Here is a 15,619-nt window from a genome sequence, read left to right as displayed (position 1 = left end):
ACCCGAAGGCACGCACCGAGGTGGTCGGCCAACTGCCTCGGCGCAACCCGTACTTGTGTGAAAGGCCCTGGAGGAAATGCACATGGCAAGCATCCGTACCGCCCGCGTTCTCGCCGTCGTCTCGGCGCTCCCGCTCGCCGCCGCCCTGTTCACCGGCGTCGCGACGGCCGACAACGGCTCCTTCGCGGACAACGGATCGAACGCCGGCGTGGCGAACATCGTCGGCAGCGGTGTCGGCCACGACAACAACGGCAACTCGTCGACCTCGCAGCAGCAGGCGAACGGCTCGGGTGCCTCGAACCAGAACAACACCGCCCAGGTCAACGGCTCCGGCTTCACGGCCATCGACCAGGACAACGCGGTCGTCAGCTTCACCAACCTCTGGTGAGCCGGGTGAGGGCGGCCGGTCGGGCCGGGGGTGGATGGATGAGGTCGCCCCGGCCCCGCGGCCACCGCCCTCGGACGACGTAGGACGTGTGGGACATGTTTGTGGGGTGTGACACGCCTGTGCGGCGGTGCTTCGGCGCCGCCGCGCAGGCGTTTTCGCGTTGTGCGCGGGCGCGCACGCCCTGGTGACCAAGGGCCGCTTCCACGAGGCCAGCCGGACGGCCCGCCGCTTCCACGAGGCCAGCCGGACGGCCCGCCGCTTCGACGAGGCCGGCCGGACGGCCCGCCGCTTCGACGTCGCGGCGCTGCGGCGACCTTGACAGTCGCGGTGGCAGGCCCTCAATCTGACGGGCAGTCAGATAAATCGGAGGGGGCTGCGCCACGATGGTCGAGGACCTGTCCGTACGGCTCAAGGCCTACGAGGGGCGCCCGGCCGTCCTCGGCGGCCGTGGCAAGGACCCCGTCAACGCGCCCATGATCCGGCACTGGTGCGAGGCCATGGGGGACACCAGCCCCGCGTACACCGGACCGGGCGCCGTCGCGCCGCCGACCATGCTCCAGGTGTGGACGATGGGCGGACTGAGCGGTCACGAGACCCGCGCTCCGGCGTACGACGAACTCCTCGCGCTGCTCGACGACGCCGGTTGCACCTCCGTCGTCGCCACGGACTGCGAGCAGGAGTACCTGCGCGCGCTGCGGCCGGGGGACGAGATCACCTTCGACTCGGTCATCGAGTCCGTGTCGGAGCGGAAGACGACCAGGCTCGGCACCGGGCACTTCGTCACGACCCGGATGGATGTGCGGGTGGGCGACGAACTCGTGGGCACCCATCGCTTCCGGATCCTCAAATACGCGCCGGCCCACGCGCCGCGAACACCGGCGCCCACGCCGCCCCCGTCCACGACCCCCGCGCCCCAGGAGCGGCCCCGCCGCCCCCGCCCCGTCGTCAATCGCGACAACTCCGGTTTCTGGGAGGGGATCTCACGGCACCGGCTGCTCATCCAGCGTTGCGCCGACTGCGCCACGCTCCGCCTCCCCTGGCTGCCGGGCTGCAACGCGTGCGGTTCGGCCGCGTGGGACACGGTCGAGGCGAGCGGCGAGGGGGCCGTGTACTCGTACGTCGTCATGCACCATCCGCGCTTCCCGGCCTTCGATCCGCCGTACGCCGTCGGGCTGATCGAGCTGGTGGAAGGCGTGCGGATGGTCAGCAACGTCGTCGGGGTGCCGTGCGACAAGGTGCGGATCGGGATGCCCGTACGGCTCGAATTCGCGCGCTGCGACGAGGAGTTGGAGCTGCCGGTGTTCCGCGCGGTCGAGGCGGGGGTGGCCGGGCGAGGGTTCGAGGAGGGGGTGGTGTCGGCGTGAGGATCGAGGCCGGGGACGTGATTCCGCCGCTGGAGATCGAGATCACCCGCACGCTCGTCGTCGCGGGGGCGATCGCCTCGCGCGACTACCAGGACGTGCACCACGATCCGGAGCTGGCGCGGCGGCGCGGGTCGCCGGACGTGTTCATGAACATCCTGACGACGAACGGGCTGGTGGGCCGGTACGTCACCGATCACTTCGGACCGGACGTCGTGCTGCGCAAGGTGGCGATCCGGCTCGGCGCGCCCAACTACCCGGGCGACACGATGGTGTTGACCGGCATGGTCGAGGCGATCGACGGCGCGACCGTCACCGTCAAGGTGATCGGCGACAACGGCGTCGGGCGGCACGTCACCGGCACGGTGACCCTGACCTCGGGGGAGGCGGCGTGAGCGTACGGGCCAGGGACGGGCTCGGCGGGCGGGCCGCGATCGTCGGCATCGGCGCGACCGACTTCTCCAAGGACTCGGGGCGCAGCGAACTGCGGCTCGCCGTGGAGGCGGTGCGCGCGGCCTTGGACGACGCGGGACTGGCTCCGTCGGACGTCGACGGCATGGTGACGTTCACGATGGACACGAGCCCGGAGATCACGGTCGCGCAGGCCGCCGGCATCGGCGAGCTGTCCTTCTTCTCCCGCGTCCACTACGGCGGCGGTGCCGCGTGCGCGACCGTGCAGCAGGCGGCGCTCGCGGTCGCGACGGGCGTGGCGGAGGTCGTGGTCTGCTACCGGGCGTTCAACGAGCGCTCGGGGCGGCGGTTCGGGTCGGGCGTACGGCACCGGGAGCCGTCGGCGGAGGGCGTGGCGCTCGGGTGGACGCTCCCTTTCGGGCTGCTCACGCCCGCTTCCTGGGTCGCGATGGCGGCGCAGCGCTACCTCTACGCGTACGGGCTGACCCCCGAGGCGTTCGGACATGTGGCCGTGGTCGACCGCAAGCACGCGGCGACGAACCCGGCGGCGTACTTCCACGGCCGCCCCATCACCCTCGACGAGCACGCGGCCTCGCGCTGGATCGTCGAGCCGCTGCGGCTGCTGGACTGCTGCCAGGAGACGGACGGCGGCCAGGCCCTCGTCGTCACCTCGGTGGAGCGCGCACGGGATCTGCCGCGGCCGCCCGCCGTGGTCGTGGCCGCCGCCCAGGGCGCGGGCCGGGCGCAGCAGCAGATGACCGGCTTCTACGACGGCGATCTCACCGGGCTGCCGGAGATGGGCGTCGTCGCCCGGCAGCTCCGGCGGACCTCGGGGCTGGGCCCCGACGACATCGACGTGGGCATCCTGTACGACCACTTCACGCCGTTCGTGCTGATGCAGCTGGAGGAGTTCGGGTTCTGCGGGCCGGGGGAGGCGGCGGACTTCGTCGCCGAGGAGCGGCTGCCGCTCAACACCCATGGCGGGCAGCTCGGCGAGGCGTATCTGCACGGGATGAACGGCATCGCGGAGGCGGTACGACAGCTGCGGGGCACCTCCGTGAACCAGGTCGCCGGTGCGGAGCGGGTGCTGGTCACCGCGGGGACGGGGGTGCCCACCTCGGGGTTGGTGCTGGGGACGGCGGGGTGAGCGGTTCCGATGGGGCGGCTGAGGGGGGCTTCGGACGCCCCGGAGTCCGGTGGGACGAGGTGCCGTACACCGTGGGCAGGTGGTTCTCAGGGGTACACCCTCAGTACCTGGGGGCTGTTCATCCACCTCCAGTAGGTGAGGTCTGCCCCACTCCTACAACCTGAGGGGGATTCGCCTTCGGGACCTGCGGCCGATCCGCCCGGCGGGGCCCGCTCCTAGCGTGGAGCCATGACCACACCCGTCTGCACCAGCGCTTCGCAGGCCGCTGCACCAGTGTCGCGGACCCTGTCGACCTCGGCCCGATCCCACTCGGCCCGTTCGCACTCGGCTCGTTCGCACTCCACCCGGCCGACGCTGTCGGGCCTGACGGACCTGTCGTACCCGTCGTTCGCGGCGTACGTGAAGGCCCGCCAGCCGGTGCTGCTGCGGACCGCCCGGTCGCTGACCGCGAACCCGTGCGACGCCGAGGACCTGCTGCAGACCGCGCTGGCCAAGACGTACGTCGCCTGGGAGCGCATCGAGGACCACCGGGCCCTCGACGGCTATGTCCGCCGGGCGCTGCTGAACACCCGGACGTCGCAGTGGCGCAAGCGCAAGGTGGACGAGTTCGCGTGCGACGAGCTGCCGGAGCCCGAGGGGGTCCAGGCCGCCGACCCGGCCGAGCAGCAGGCGCTGCACGACGCGATGTGGCGAGCGATCATGAAGCTGCCGGCGCGGCAGCGGGCCATGGTCGTCCTCAGGTACTACGAGGACCTGAGCGAGGCCCAGACGGCCGAGGTGCTCGGCGTCTCGGTCGGCACGGTGAAGTCGGCGGTGTCCCGCGCCCTGGGCAAGCTGCGCGAGGACCCCGAGCTGGAACCCGTGCGCTAGCCGGTTCGTTGGCCTGTCGGGTGGCTCCCGCAGGCTTGTCATATGGCTTTCGAACACGTCTCAGGTGGCTCCCGTGTCCGGGTCTCCGGACGGCTCTCTCTGATCGATCATCCTGACACCTAGTGACATACCGACCGGTATGTGAGCAGAATCAGCGCGACCGTTACCACCGCGTAGGCAGAGCCGCCCCGGGAGGACGCCGTGCTGAGCACCATGCAGGACGTACCGCTGTTGATCTCCAGGATCCTGACCCATGGGTCGAGCATCCACGGGACGTCGCAGGTGATCACCTGGACCGGCGAGGGCGAGCCCCACCGCCGCTCCTTCGCCGAGATCGGCGCCCGCGCCGCGCAACTGGCCCACGCCCTGCGCGAGGACCTCGGCGTCGACGGCGACGAGCGGATCGCCACGCTCATGTGGAACAACTCGGAGCATGTGGAGGCGTACTTCGCGATCCCCTCCATGGGGGCCGTCCTCCACACCCTCAACCTGCGGCTGCCCCCCGAGCAGCTCGCCTGGATCGTCCACCACGCCGCCGACCGCGTGATCATCGCCAACGGTTCGCTGCTCCCCCTCCTCGCGCCGCTCCTCCCGCACCTCAAGCCGGTGGAGCACGTTGTCGTCGCCGGGCCCGGCGACCGGTCGCTGCTCGCCGGGGCGAGCGTCCAGGTGCACGAGTACGAGGACCTGATCGCCGGCAAGCCGACCACCTACGACTGGCCCGAGCTGGACGAGCGCACCGCCGCGGCCATGTGTTACACCTCCGGCACCACCGGCGACCCCAAGGGCGTCGTCTACTCCCACCGCTCGATCTACCTGCACTCCATGCAGGTCAACATGGCCCAGTCCATGGGCCTGACGGACGCGGACCTCTCGCTCGTCGTCGTCCCGCAGTTCCATGTCAACGCCTGGGGGCTGCCGCACGCGACCTTCATGACCGGCGTCAACATGCTGATGCCGGACCGCTTTCTGCAGCCCGGCCCGCTCGCCGAGATGATCGAGACGCTGAAGCCCTCGCACGCGGCCGCCGTGCCCACCATCTGGCAGGGCCTGCTCGCGGAGCTGACCGCCCGCCCGCGCGAGGTCTCCTCCCTCAACCAGGTGACCATCGGCGGTTCGGCCTGCCCGCCCGCCCTCATGGAGGCCTTCGACAAGCTGGGGATGCGGGTCTGCCACGCCTGGGGCATGACGGAGACCTCCCCGCTCGGCACGATCGCCCGGCCTCCGGCCCATGTCGAGGCCGGCTCGGAGGAGGAGCTCGCCTACCGCCTCACCCAGGGCCGCTTCCCCGCCTCCGTCGAGGCCCGCCTCACCGGTCCCGGCGGCGAACGCCTCCCCTGGGACGGCGAGTCCGCCGGTGAGCTGGAGGTACGGGGCCCCTGGATCGCGGGTTCCTACTTCGGCGGCAGTGGTGCCGAACCCATCCGCCCCGACGACAAGTTCAGCGAGGACGGCTGGCTGAAGACGGGCGACGTCGGCACGATCAGCCCCGACGGCTTCCTCACCCTCACCGACCGCGCCAAGGACGTCATCAAGTCGGGCGGTGAGTGGATCTCCTCGGTCGAGCTGGAGAACGCGCTCATGGCCCACCCGGACGTCGCCGAGGCCGCCGTCGTCGCCGTGCCGGACGAGAAGTGGGGCGAGCGCCCCCTCGCCACGGTCGTGCTGAAGGAGGGCTCCACCGCCGACTTCGCCGCCCTGCGTTCCTTCCTCGCCGACGAGGGCCACATCGCCAAGTGGCAGCTCCCCGAGCGCTGGACGATCATCGAGTCGGTGCCCAAGACGAGCGTGGGCAAGTTCGACAAGAAGGTGCTGCGGAGGCAGTACGCGGAGGGCTCGTTGGACGTGACGCAGATCTAGGGCGCGCACATACGACAGTTGGGGCGATGTTTCACGTGAAACATCGCCCCAACGTCGTGCTCGGTGGGATCAGTTCGTGCCTACTCGTGCCAACAGGTCCACGATCCGGGTCTGTACCTCGGGGCTCGTCGAGCGTTCCGCGAGGAAGAGGACCGTCTCTCCCGAGGCCAGGCGCGGGAGTTCGGACTGGTCGACGGCGGCGGTGTAGACGACGAGCGGGGTGCGGTTCAACTGGCCGTTCGCCCGAAGCCAGTCGATGATCCCGGCCTGGCGGCGGTGCACCTGGAGCAGGTCCATCACCACGAGGTTGGGCCGCATCTGCGCGGCGAGGGTGACGGCGTCCGCGTCCGACGCCGCCCGCGCGACCTGCATGCCTCGCCGTTCCAGCGTCGCGGTCAGGGCGAGCGCGATCTCGGCGTGTTCCTCGATGAGCAGGACACGGGGCGGGTGCTGCTCGGAGTCGCGCGGGGCGAGCGCCTTCAACAGGATCGCCGGGTCGGCTCCGTACGCCGCCTCACGTGTCGCCTGACCGAGGCCCGCCGTGACGAGGACGGGGACTTCGGCGGCCACGGCGGCCTGGCGCAGCGACTGCAGTGCCGTGCGGGTGATGGGGCCGGTCAGCGGGTCGACGAAGAGTGCGGCCGGGTAGGCGGCGATCTGGGCGTCCACGTCCTCGCGGGAGTTCACGATGACGGGCCGGTAGCCGCGGTCGCTCAGCGCCTGGTGGGTCGTCACGTCCGGCGCGGGCCACACCAGCAGCCGACGCGGGTTGTCGAGCGGCTCCGGCGGCAACTCGTCGTCCATGGGCTGCGGATGCGGCCGATCGGGGACCTCCACCGCGCCGCCGGGCCCGTCGAGCGGCTCGGGTCCTTCGGCCGCGTTCTCGTCGGGCGCCCCTATGGCGTACGACCGCCCGGCACCCTCCGTGCGGCCCGCCAGCCGGGACTGCCCGGCGAGGGACGGCTGCGGCGGGAGCGGGACCTGTCCGGCGAGCGAGGGCTGCGACACCTGCGCGGCCGTCTGCGGCTGGGCCGGGGCCTGGCCGGGGGGCGGGGTCTGTCCGGCACCGAGGCGAAGGCCCGTGCCGTTGGTCGGGGTGGACTGCGGGTGGGGGCGCGCTGCCGTCTCGGGGCGGTCACCGGTGGGTTGGGGCGGTGTCCCCAGCTTGCGGCGCCTGCCGGAGCCGCCGGGCTGGTTCGGGGCGGGTGTGGATCCGGCCTGGGGCTGCGCCTGCGGCTGCGCGGCGGTCCGTACGCCGGACTGCGCCGCCTGTGCCTGCCCCTGGGCTTGAGCCTGGACCTGGGGACCGCCTTGGCGGGAGAAGGGGACACCCTGGCCGAGCGTCCGCACGCTGATCGACCGGCCCTGGGTGGAGTTGGGGTCGACGGGAGCGGGAGCGGGAGCGGGGGCGGCGGGTGCGGGGGGCGCCGGGGTGGCCTGAGCCTGAGCCCGCGCCTGAGCCTTGGCTTGGGTCGCCGCCTGGACCGGGGCCTGGACCGGGGCCGCAGCTTCGGCCGGCAACGGCTGTGCGGCGCGCGGCTGCTGCTGGACCGCGACCTCCGGTGGCAGCGGGGTGCCCGAGGACGGGGTGGACTGCGGAGGCAGCGGCGCCTGAGGAGCGGCTACGGGGATACCGGCGCCGGAGGTCGCGTGGCGGGGGTCGGGCCAGGACTGCGGCTGCTGTTGCGGTTGGGCCGCGCCGGGGCCGGCGACCTGAACGGGGGTGGGCTGCTGGACGCCGGGCACCCCTGCTGCGGGCATCCCTGCCGCGGGCACGGGCTGGGCGAGGCCCTGGACGGGCTGCGCGCCCTGCGCCCCCGGGACGGCCTGGATCCCCGGTACGCCCTGTGCCCCCGGTACGAGGACGGAGTGCCCGAGGGCTCCGGCCTGCGCCGGCACCTGCTGTCGGCCACCGGGTGCCCCTTGCGGCGGGACGACTCCCTGCACGGCACCGGGTTGTCCGACGGTGGGCTGCCCCGGGGTCTGCTGGACGATCGCGGCCTGTGCCGCAGGAGGCTGCCCGGTCACCGCCTGCCCGGGGAGGGCCTGGCCGGGAAGGGCTTGCCCAGGCAGGGCTTGTCCGGCGGCTGCCTGAGCGGCGCCGCCCGGGACCCCTTGCGGAGTGACGGACTGCGCGGCCGCGATCCCGGTCGGGACGGGCTGACCCGGAGCCACCCCGGCGGTCTGGGCGGGCACCGGCTGCGGTCCGCCGGGGACCCCCTGCACGGGCACGGCCTGCGGGCCACCCGGGATGCCCTGGGCGGAGACGGGCTGCGCGGCGGCCATCGGTGCGCCCTGGACGGGAACCGGCTGCCCGGGTCCTCCCTGCGGGGGGATGCCCTGAGCGGCAGCGGCCTGGGCCGGTGCCTGCTGTCCGGGTGCCATCGCGCCCGCGCCCTCGCCCTGCTGGGGGCCGGGCTGCCGTACCGCCCGGCGGCGGCCCGTGGGCGTGGGCACCGGGTGCGGCTGCGGCGGGGTGTGGTCGTCGCCGGGGTTGTGGAGCGCGGCGTCATGGCGCCCGTCGTCGGCACCGCCGGCCGGGGCACCCGACACCGGCCCCGAGGCGGCCACTTGGCCACCGCCGGGCACCTGCCCGACAACGGCGGCGTCACCGGCACCAGCGGCTTGACCGGTACCAGCCATCTGCCCGGCACTGGTCATCTGCCCGGCACTGGTCATCTGCCCAGCACCGGTCATCTGTCCGGCGTCGGCTGCCTGCCCCGCACCCGGCCCCGCGACGCCGCCCGGCGCCCCCGGACCGTTCTGGGGAAGCTGCTGTCCGACACCGGCGAACTGCTGCCCGACACCGGCGGCGGGCACCGGCCCTCCGACGGGCGCGACTCCCCCGGGCGGCACGGGCCCACCCACGGGACCCTGCCCTCCTCCGGGCACGGGGGCACCCCCGGGAACCTGCCCGCCCACCGGCACCGGTCCGCCGACGGCAGGAACCCCGGGCGTGGCAGGGGCGACGGCACCCGCAGCGGCGGCACCCTGGCCGCCCTCGCCGTCGTACCCCTCCCCGGCCTGCGCGGGCCCGGCCGTTCCGGCGGGCAGGGGCATCGGCAGGGGCGCGCCGGGGGCACCCGGCGCCCCGGGCAGCGGGACCGGGCCGAGGCCGGTGGCCTCCGCGTACTCGGGGCCCCGGTCGGCCTCGGCCGGTGGCAGGGCGAAGACGGCTCGCGCACCCGGCTCGGGCGCGGAGGCACGCTCCTCGCCGCCCCCGAGGGCGCGACGGCGGCGGCCGGTGGGCTGCTGGGCACCGTCTGCCTCGGCGGAGGCGGCGGCGTCGTCGGTCGCCTCCGGGACCGGGACCGGCCCCGCGGGCAGGGCCGGCGGCAGCGCGTTCTGCGCGACGGGCTCCCGGCGCGCGCGCCGTCCGCCGGGGGCGGGCACACCCTGCGGCGGCACGGTCCCGCCCAGCCCGGTGGCGGCGGCAGCGGCACCCGCCGCGTGCTCGGCCGCCGTGACGACCGCACCCTCGGCGGCCACGGCCTCACCGGCCTGCTCGGCCGAGGCGGCCCGTCCACGTCGCCGCCCGGTGCCCCCGGCGCCTTCAGCCTCGGAGCCCTGCTCGGGCCCGGCGCCCTCACCGGAACCGGCCGCGCCCGGCGCACCCGCCGCGTCCTCCGCCCTGCGCCGACGCCGTCCGGTCGGGGCGACAGGGGCCTCGACCTCCCGGCCCTCGGGAGCGTCCTCACTGTCCAGGAACGCGTCCACCGACGAACGCCGTGCCCGCCGCCGCCCACCACCGGCGGGGGCCTGCTCGGGCAGCGCGACCTCGGCACCGGTGGCCTGGGCACCGGTGGCCACGGCCCCGGGATCCTCGACGCCCATCACGGCGGGCAGCTGAGCGGCGGGCACCGCGCCGGCACCACCGCCGAGCGGCACCTCCAGTACATACGCGCTGCCGCTCATGCCCGGCACCTCGACCGTCTGGAGGACACCGCCGTGCGCCCGCACGATCCCCTGGACGATCGGCTGGTGCACCGGGTCTCCCCCGGCGTACGGCCCGCGCACCTCGATCCGCACGACCTCGCCGCGCTGCGCGGCGGCCACGACGACGGTGTTGTCCATGTAGCCGCCGACGGACATGGGCGCGTTGCCCGTCGCGTCGACACCGGCGACATCCGCGACGAGGTGGGCGAGGGCGGTCGCGAGCCGCACCTGGTCCACCTCGGCCTCGATGGGCGGCGCGTGCACGGCGAACTGCACCCGCCCCGGCCCGACCAGCTCCACGGCCCCGTCGACACCGGCCGCGACGACCGCGTCGAGCATCACGGCCGTACGCACGAGGTCGTCCTCGCCCGCGTCGATCCGCTGGTAGCCGAGCACGTTGTCGATGAGGGTCGTGATCCGCGAGTACCCGGCGGTCAGATGGTGCAGCACCTGGTTCGCCTCGGGCCACAGCTGCCCCGCGTCGTCGGCGGCGAGCGTGCCCAGCTCGCTGCGGAGCTGGTCGAGCGGGCCGCGCAGCGAGGTACCCAGCACGGCGAGCAACTGCTCGTGCCGCGCGGCCAGCGCCTCGTACCGGTCCTTCTCGCGCTCCCCGAGCGCCGCGTACCGCTCGTCCCCGGCGGCGAGTTCCTCGGCGTGCTGCTCGCTGAGCTCGGCCAGCTCGGCGGCGTGCTCCTCGCGCACCCCCGCGAGTTCCTCGGCGTGCTCCTTGGCGAGCCGCTCCAGCTCCTCCGCGTGCGTCTCGGCCTCGGCGTCCTTCTCCTCGGCGAGCTTGTCGTACGGCCGCCGGTCGGTGAACGTCATCACGGCGCCGACGAGCTGATCCCCGTCGCGTACCGGCGCGGTCGTCAGGTCGACCGACACCTTCTCGCCGTTCTTCGACCACAACACCTGCCCGCGCACCCGGTGCTTGCGCCCGGACTTCAGGGTGTCCGCGAGCGGCGACTCGGTGTACGGGAAGGGGGCGCCGTCCTCGCGGGAGTGCAGCACGAGCGTGTGCAGCTCGCGTCCGCCGAGGTCACTGGCCCGATAACCCAGTATCTGGGCGGCCGCCGGATTGACCAGAACGATCCGTCCGTCGGTGTCGGTCCCGACGACACCCTCGGAGGCGGCCCGCAGGATCATCTCCGTCTGCCGTTGCGAACGCGCGAGTTCGGCCTCGGTGTCGACGGTGCCCGAAAGATCCCGTACGACCAGCATGAGCAGCTCGTCATTGGCGTAGCCGTAACCGTCGTACGCCTGCTGGCCGTTCTCCAGATTCGCGCTTGTGACCTCGACCGGGAACTCGCTGCCGTCGGTCCGGCGGGCGGTCATCCGGGTCGGCTTGGTCCGACCCGTCGGGTCCATGGTGTCGGGCCGCCGCATGGAGCCCGGGATGAGCCGGGAGTCGAACTCGGGCAGCAGATCGAGCAAGCCGCGCCCCACGAGGGCGGTCCCCGGGGCCTCGAAGGCCTCCAGCGCGATCGTGTTGGCGTTGACGACGGTCCCGTTGGCGTTGACCAGCACCAACGCATCGGGCAGCGCGTCCAGTATGGCTGCGAGGCGAGCAGCGCCTCGGGATGGCCTGCTGCTCACGAGACGCTTCCTCCCTGTTACCGCACCTTGCCGACCGCTGGGCCCATGGCCATCTTGCCAACCGGCCCGCAACGTGTCACGCGAGGGAGTCTACGGGCAGAGGTTGCGCTCGCGACGCCGGATGAGAGGGAGGTCGCACACCGAACATACGGAGATGCCGTGACCGCGCGGGCGGGGGTGCCGTGACCGTGTGTTTTGCCGGAGGACCTTGACGGAGGCACATACGTACGGGCTGTGCGCGGGCGTGGAGGGGAGTGTCCGCGCCCCTCGGGGAGTGGCTGGTTTCGCCCCCCTCCTCTTTACGAGCGGAGGTCCGGCAGTACGGGAACCAGGGCGTCCCAGCGGGCGATCTCGCAGCCGTCGCCGCGGTCGAAGCGGGCGTCGACGCGGCGGCCGGCCCAGGTCCCGGTCACATGCGCGGTGGCCGGTCCGCCGTACTGCATCGTGCACACGGTGCCGGACCGGACCGGTGCGAACGGATCCGTGCCCCAGGTCGTCCGGCGGTCGAGCCGCCCGCACGCCTCCCGTACGTCCGGGTGGGTGCCCCCTTCCGGATGGCACCGCAGCTCGAACGTCCCGTCCGCCCCACCGCCGGCCTCGCGCACGGTGACGGTCAACCGGTCCCCGGGGCCGGCGGCGGTGGGCATCGGAAGTGAGGGGCGCGAGACCGGCTCGGCGGCGTACGCGTCCGGCGCCACCGGCGCGAGCGTGCCGACGGCGGCCGCGGCGAACGAGGCGACGGCCCCGAGGAACATCCGTCCCAGGGCGACGGAGGGGCGGGTGGGGTGTTGTGGGGCGTGGTGGGGAGTCGGGTGCGGGGCCGCCGTGGGTGGCGCGGTGGGCGACTTCGGGTGTGCTCCGGTGCCGGAGAGGCTCTGCAACATGACCTGACTAACGCCACGCCCGCCCCGCGGTTGCGGCGCCGTGGTGCGCCGTGTCCGCCCCGCGCCGAACGGTGCGTCGCACCGCTCCCGACACCGCCGTACGGCTTTGCCCTGCGGCCTCTCCGCCTAGTACCGTGGGAGGCGATTGGTGACAGCCCACCCGGCTGTGTCATCATCTGCACGCACCACTCGCGCTCGCGCGGGCGGTTGTGCTGGAGGCGTCGCCTAGTCCGGTCTATGGCGCCGCACTGCTAATGCGGTTTGGGACTTCAATCCCATCGAGGGTTCAAATCCCTCCGCCTCCGCGCTTGATCACGAAACCCCGGTCCACGCGACCGGGGTTTCGTCGTTCCCCGCCCCCGCCCCATGACCGCCTCTGTGAGGCGTTTTCCCAGGTCACAAGGGGTACAGCAAACGGATTTCACATGGCGACGGCAGTCATGTAATGTTCTTCCTGTCGCCGCGAGCGGGCCGAAAGGACCGGGACCGACGAGAAAACAGAACAAGCACTCGTAGCTTAACGGATAGAGCATCTGACTACGGATCAGAAGGTTGCAGGTTCGAATCCTGCCGAGTGCACACAGGTGAGAGGCCCCGGAGAGATCCGGGGCCTCTTGCGTTTCGGGGGCGTACAGCAGCGAAGTACAGCAACGGTGGCCCAAGGGGTCGGCCGGCTTGCGGACAGGGTCCGCGCAATCCGTATGCGACTGGGGGTCGCGCACGTGCGCAGTAGGGGAGGGGAACTTATGAAGGTCAAGACCGGCAGAGTGGTGCTCATGACCATGGTCCTGGCGGCGCTGGTGGGGTGCGGGCGCAGCGCAACCGAGGGAGCAGGGGACTCGCCCGCTCGGGCTTCAGGTGCGCCGTCGTCGGCGCAAGACGGTCTCTCTCCTGAGGATCTGCAGAGCCGATGGTGGACGTGGGCGCTGTCGGAACCCGAAGGCACCAATCCGGTCGCTGACGAGGATGGGAGCGATTGTGAGCGCAACCAGCCGCAGGACGTGTGGTTCCTGGCGGGTACCTTCGGCACTCAGGCCGAGCGCACTTGCCACGTCCCCGAAGGGGTCCCTGTCGCATTTCCCCTGGTGAACCTGATGGGTGAGCCGGCGGACTGCGCAATCTTCATGAGCAAGGCCAAGGGGTCCGCAGTCCTGGACGGCAAGAAGGTCGAATCGGAGACGAACCGCGGAGAGCCGATCTCTGTGCAGGGCGTTGCCTTCAACCCCGTCACAGGCACGGACGAGCGCCTCACGGCCACAGGGTGCGGCCTCTGGGCCCAGTTGCCCCCGCTGAAGCCCGGGAAGCACACACTGACAATTCGTGGTCAGGCCCAGGACTTCACCGTTGGTGTGGATTACTCCCTGACCGTGGATGCTGCCTAGGCGAACGACGTGCAGGGGACCCCGAGTTCGGGGTCCGCCCGCCACAACCTCGCCGTCTCTTATCACGCGGGGTGATCCTCGCCCAGAACACGCTCCCGGTCTGCCAGAACCCGCTCGCCGAGATCGAGGGCGTCCTGGACACGTCCGGCAGGGGGCTTTGTCGTGTGGTGTGGTGGCGAAGATCAAGTGATCGAGCCACTCCGGGGGCTTGCACGGTGGCGCATACTGGTCGCAATGACAAAGCCAGGTGCACCGAAGCGCTATCTGCCCACCAGCCCCTTCAAGGCCCCGGTCGCCCCGCCGCCCAAGCACTTCGCGGTGGGCGACCAGGTCACACATGACATGTACGGTCTCGGCCGGGTGATCGGCATCGAGGACGGGATCGCGGCGCTCGTCGATTTTGGTTCGGCGCGGCAGCGGATCCTCAGCCCGTACAGCAAGATGAGCAAGCTGTAGGACGACGCAGGGCCGTTGGGTTTCGCTCCGGAGGGGCGAGCCCTGCCGCTCCCGCATGCCCCGCCCCGTCGCGTCCCCGACGTCCGTATCCCGGTCGCTGGGCGGACGCGTTGTCAGTGCTGCCCTCTAATGTCGTGAGGGATGGCACGTGTGTGGAGATGTACGGGGCTGCGCTGGGGCGAGGACGGGGCCCCGTCGTTGAGGTGGGCGGGTGGACGGGGGAGTCCGCTGCCGCGGGGGAAGGTCGTGGCTTTCCGGGTCGTGGGTGACGCGCGGACGTGCGTCGGCGCTCGCGGGAACTCGTGTCCGGTGCGGGCGGAGGTGCCCGGGCGGAGTACGGGGGCCCGGTGCGAGGAGTGTGCGCGGCTCGACCGGGCGCACTCCGTGGCCGCCGACACGATCGCCGACGACCCGCGGCCGTATCACGTGTACCTCGCGTGGTTCGGGCCCGGCATGGTGAAGGTGGGGATCACCGCCGTCGAGCGGGGACCGGCGCGGCTGTTGGAGCAGGGCGCCGTCTGCTTCGGCTGGCTCGGGCGGGGGCCGTTGATGGCCGCGCGCCGCTCGGAGGAGATGCTGCGGGCCGCACTCGGGGTGCCTGATCGGATCCCGTACGCCGAGAAGCGGGTCGTGCGGGCCGACCTGCCGGCGGCGGTCGAGGACCGCGTCGGGGAACTGGCCGAGCTGCACGGGCGGGCCCAGGCACTCGCGGGGTGGCCCGAGTCGTTGGAGCGCCTTCCCTTCCGAGCCGTCGACCACTTCGGGGTGTTCGGGCTCGACGGGTTGCCGGCCGCCGACGGTGCGGTGACCGAGTTGGTCGCGGACGGGGCCGTGGGAGGGGAGATCCTCGCCGTCGCCGGACCCGATCTGCATCTGGCCACCGGAGGGGGAGTCGTCGTCCTCGACACACGGCTCATGACCGGGTGGGAGCTGACCGCACCCGCCGGTGACGGGCCTCGTGACGTCCTCACCCTGCCCGTACGGGAGTTGAGGGGGCGGGGGGACGGGAGCGTGCAGGAGGGGTTGTTCTGAGAGTCGGGGGCAGCCTCGCCCGCCCGCCCGCCCCGCCCGGCAGGCAGGCAGGCAGGGCAGGCAGGGCAGGGCGGCCGCGATCTTTGGGGGAGCGGGCGCATCATGACGGCGCTTGCATAAAGGTGGGGTCAGGGCGGGTGGTCCCGAGGTCCGGTCCTGTGGTGGCGAGGCTGTGGGCCCCCGGTGAGGCGGCCTGGGGAACGCCGTGGGAGCGGACAGAAACGTGCTGGTCGGCGGGGGTGGTGTCCGAGAAGTCGGGGATCTTCCCAGGGGTTCCCTGAGAGGTGCCTGTGCGTTTC

Annotated in this window: 12 protein-coding genes, 2 tRNA genes and 1 pseudogene; 12 read left to right on the top strand and 3 right to left on the bottom strand. The window is 72.7% G+C overall.

What is annotated here, in order from left to right:
- The first annotated feature begins 82 nt into the window (after positions 1-82).
- The 7 genes from PUR53_RS28995 to PUR53_RS28965 all read left to right on the top strand — a co-directional run bounded on the left by PUR53_RS28995 (position 83) and on the right by PUR53_RS28965 (position 6,037).
- Positions 83-388 carry a hypothetical protein gene (locus tag PUR53_RS28995; RefSeq protein WP_329901911.1) on the top strand — a complete coding sequence of 102 codons (306 nt, stop codon included), beginning with the start codon at positions 83-85 and terminating at the stop codon, positions 386-388.
- Between the two features lie 160 nt (positions 389-548).
- Positions 549-707, top strand: a complete 159-nt coding sequence (locus PUR53_RS28990; protein ID WP_329910153.1) for a hypothetical protein — start codon at positions 549-551, stop codon at positions 705-707.
- 64 nt (positions 708-771) lie between these two features.
- Positions 772-1,752 carry a bifunctional MaoC family dehydratase N-terminal/OB-fold nucleic acid binding domain-containing protein gene (locus tag PUR53_RS28985; RefSeq protein ID WP_329910152.1) on the top strand — a complete coding sequence of 327 codons (981 nt, stop codon included), beginning with the start codon at positions 772-774 and terminating at the stop codon, positions 1,750-1,752.
- 2 nt (positions 1,753-1,754) lie between these two features.
- On the top strand, positions 1,755-2,144 hold the full coding sequence (locus tag PUR53_RS28980) for a MaoC family dehydratase (RefSeq protein WP_329910281.1): 390 nt from the start codon (positions 1,755-1,757) through the stop codon (positions 2,142-2,144).
- Positions 2,141-3,307, top strand: a complete 1,167-nt coding sequence (locus tag PUR53_RS28975; RefSeq protein WP_329910151.1) for a lipid-transfer protein — start codon at positions 2,141-2,143, stop codon at positions 3,305-3,307. The genes PUR53_RS28980 and PUR53_RS28975 overlap by 4 nt, the downstream gene beginning before the upstream one ends.
- 228 nt (positions 3,308-3,535) lie before the next feature.
- Positions 3,536-4,177 carry a SigE family RNA polymerase sigma factor gene (locus PUR53_RS28970; RefSeq protein ID WP_329901916.1) on the top strand — a complete coding sequence of 214 codons (642 nt, stop codon included), beginning with the start codon at positions 3,536-3,538 and terminating at the stop codon, positions 4,175-4,177.
- Positions 4,178-4,378: 201 nt separating this feature from the next.
- Positions 4,379-6,037: a long-chain fatty acid--CoA ligase gene (locus PUR53_RS28965; RefSeq protein WP_329910150.1), complete on the top strand. Its 1,659-nt coding sequence runs from the start codon at positions 4,379-4,381 to the stop codon at positions 6,035-6,037.
- Positions 6,038-6,106: 69 nt separating this feature from the next.
- Here PUR53_RS28965 and PUR53_RS28960 read toward each other — a convergent pair whose 3' ends face one another.
- Together PUR53_RS28960 and PUR53_RS28955 are read right to left on the bottom strand one after the other, a co-directional pair.
- Positions 6,107-11,566, bottom strand: a complete 5,460-nt coding sequence (locus PUR53_RS28960) for a PAS domain-containing protein (RefSeq protein WP_329910149.1) — start codon at positions 11,564-11,566, stop codon at positions 6,107-6,109.
- Positions 11,567-11,865: 299 nt separating this feature from the next.
- Entirely contained in the window at positions 11,866-12,450 is a 585-nt protein-coding gene (locus PUR53_RS28955) for an SSI family serine proteinase inhibitor (RefSeq protein WP_329901919.1), read from the bottom strand.
- A gap of 214 nt (positions 12,451-12,664) precedes the next feature.
- On the opposite strand from PUR53_RS28955, the gene PUR53_RS28950 reads away from it, so the two are divergent.
- The 3 genes from PUR53_RS28950 to PUR53_RS28940 all read left to right on the top strand — a co-directional run bounded on the left by PUR53_RS28950 (position 12,665) and on the right by PUR53_RS28940 (position 13,832).
- Positions 12,665-12,755, top strand: a tRNA-Ser gene (locus tag PUR53_RS28950).
- A gap of 201 nt (positions 12,756-12,956) precedes the next feature.
- A tRNA-Arg gene (locus PUR53_RS28945) sits at positions 12,957-13,029 on the top strand.
- A gap of 167 nt (positions 13,030-13,196) precedes the next feature.
- The gene (locus PUR53_RS28940) at positions 13,197-13,832 is read left to right on the top strand and encodes a signal protein (RefSeq protein WP_329901920.1); all 636 of its coding nucleotides are present in this window, start codon (positions 13,197-13,199) and stop codon (positions 13,830-13,832) included.
- Positions 13,833-13,894: 62 nt separating this feature from the next.
- Here the strand turns inward: PUR53_RS28940 and PUR53_RS48315 are convergent.
- Positions 13,895-13,966, bottom strand: a pseudogene (locus PUR53_RS48315) (tetratricopeptide repeat protein); the annotation flags it as partial.
- Between the two features lie 100 nt (positions 13,967-14,066).
- Here PUR53_RS48315 and PUR53_RS28935 point away from each other — a divergent pair.
- Both PUR53_RS28935 and PUR53_RS28930 read left to right on the top strand, forming a co-directional pair.
- Complete coding sequence (locus PUR53_RS28935; protein ID WP_033526723.1) at positions 14,067-14,288, top strand: hypothetical protein; 222 nt, start codon at positions 14,067-14,069, stop codon at positions 14,286-14,288.
- 141 nt (positions 14,289-14,429) lie between these two features.
- Positions 14,430-15,320: a DUF2797 domain-containing protein gene (locus tag PUR53_RS28930; RefSeq protein ID WP_329910148.1), complete on the top strand. Its 891-nt coding sequence runs from the start codon at positions 14,430-14,432 to the stop codon at positions 15,318-15,320.
- The last annotated feature ends 299 nt before the right edge of the window (positions 15,321-15,619 follow it).

The organism is Streptomyces sp. SP18BB07 (assembly GCF_036322545.1).
Classification (GTDB): domain Bacteria; phylum Actinomycetota; class Actinomycetes; order Streptomycetales; family Streptomycetaceae; genus Streptomyces; species Streptomyces deccanensis.
Note: the sequence above shows the minus strand (reverse complement) of the source record. Positions and strands in the feature narration are given on the sequence as shown.

Bases quoted from the DNA above. Each gene is read 5' to 3' on its own strand.
- PUR53_RS28935 (WP_033526723.1), top strand. From the start codon at position 14,067: ATGACAAAGCCAGGTGCACCGAAGCGCTATCTGCCCACCAGCCCCTTC.
- PUR53_RS28985 (WP_329910152.1), top strand. From the start codon at position 772: ATGGTCGAGGACCTGTCCGTACGGCTCAAGGCCTACGAGGGGCGCCCG.
- PUR53_RS28970 (WP_329901916.1), top strand. From the start codon at position 3,536: ATGACCACACCCGTCTGCACCAGCGCTTCGCAGGCCGCTGCACCAGTG.
- PUR53_RS28955 (WP_329901919.1), bottom strand. From the start codon at position 12,450: ATGTTGCAGAGCCTCTCCGGCACCGGAGCACACCCGAAGTCGCCCACC.
- PUR53_RS28995 (WP_329901911.1), top strand. From the start codon at position 83: ATGGCAAGCATCCGTACCGCCCGCGTTCTCGCCGTCGTCTCGGCGCTC.
- PUR53_RS28930 (WP_329910148.1), top strand. From the start codon at position 14,430: ATGGCACGTGTGTGGAGATGTACGGGGCTGCGCTGGGGCGAGGACGGG.
- PUR53_RS28940 (WP_329901920.1), top strand. From the start codon at position 13,197: ATGAAGGTCAAGACCGGCAGAGTGGTGCTCATGACCATGGTCCTGGCG.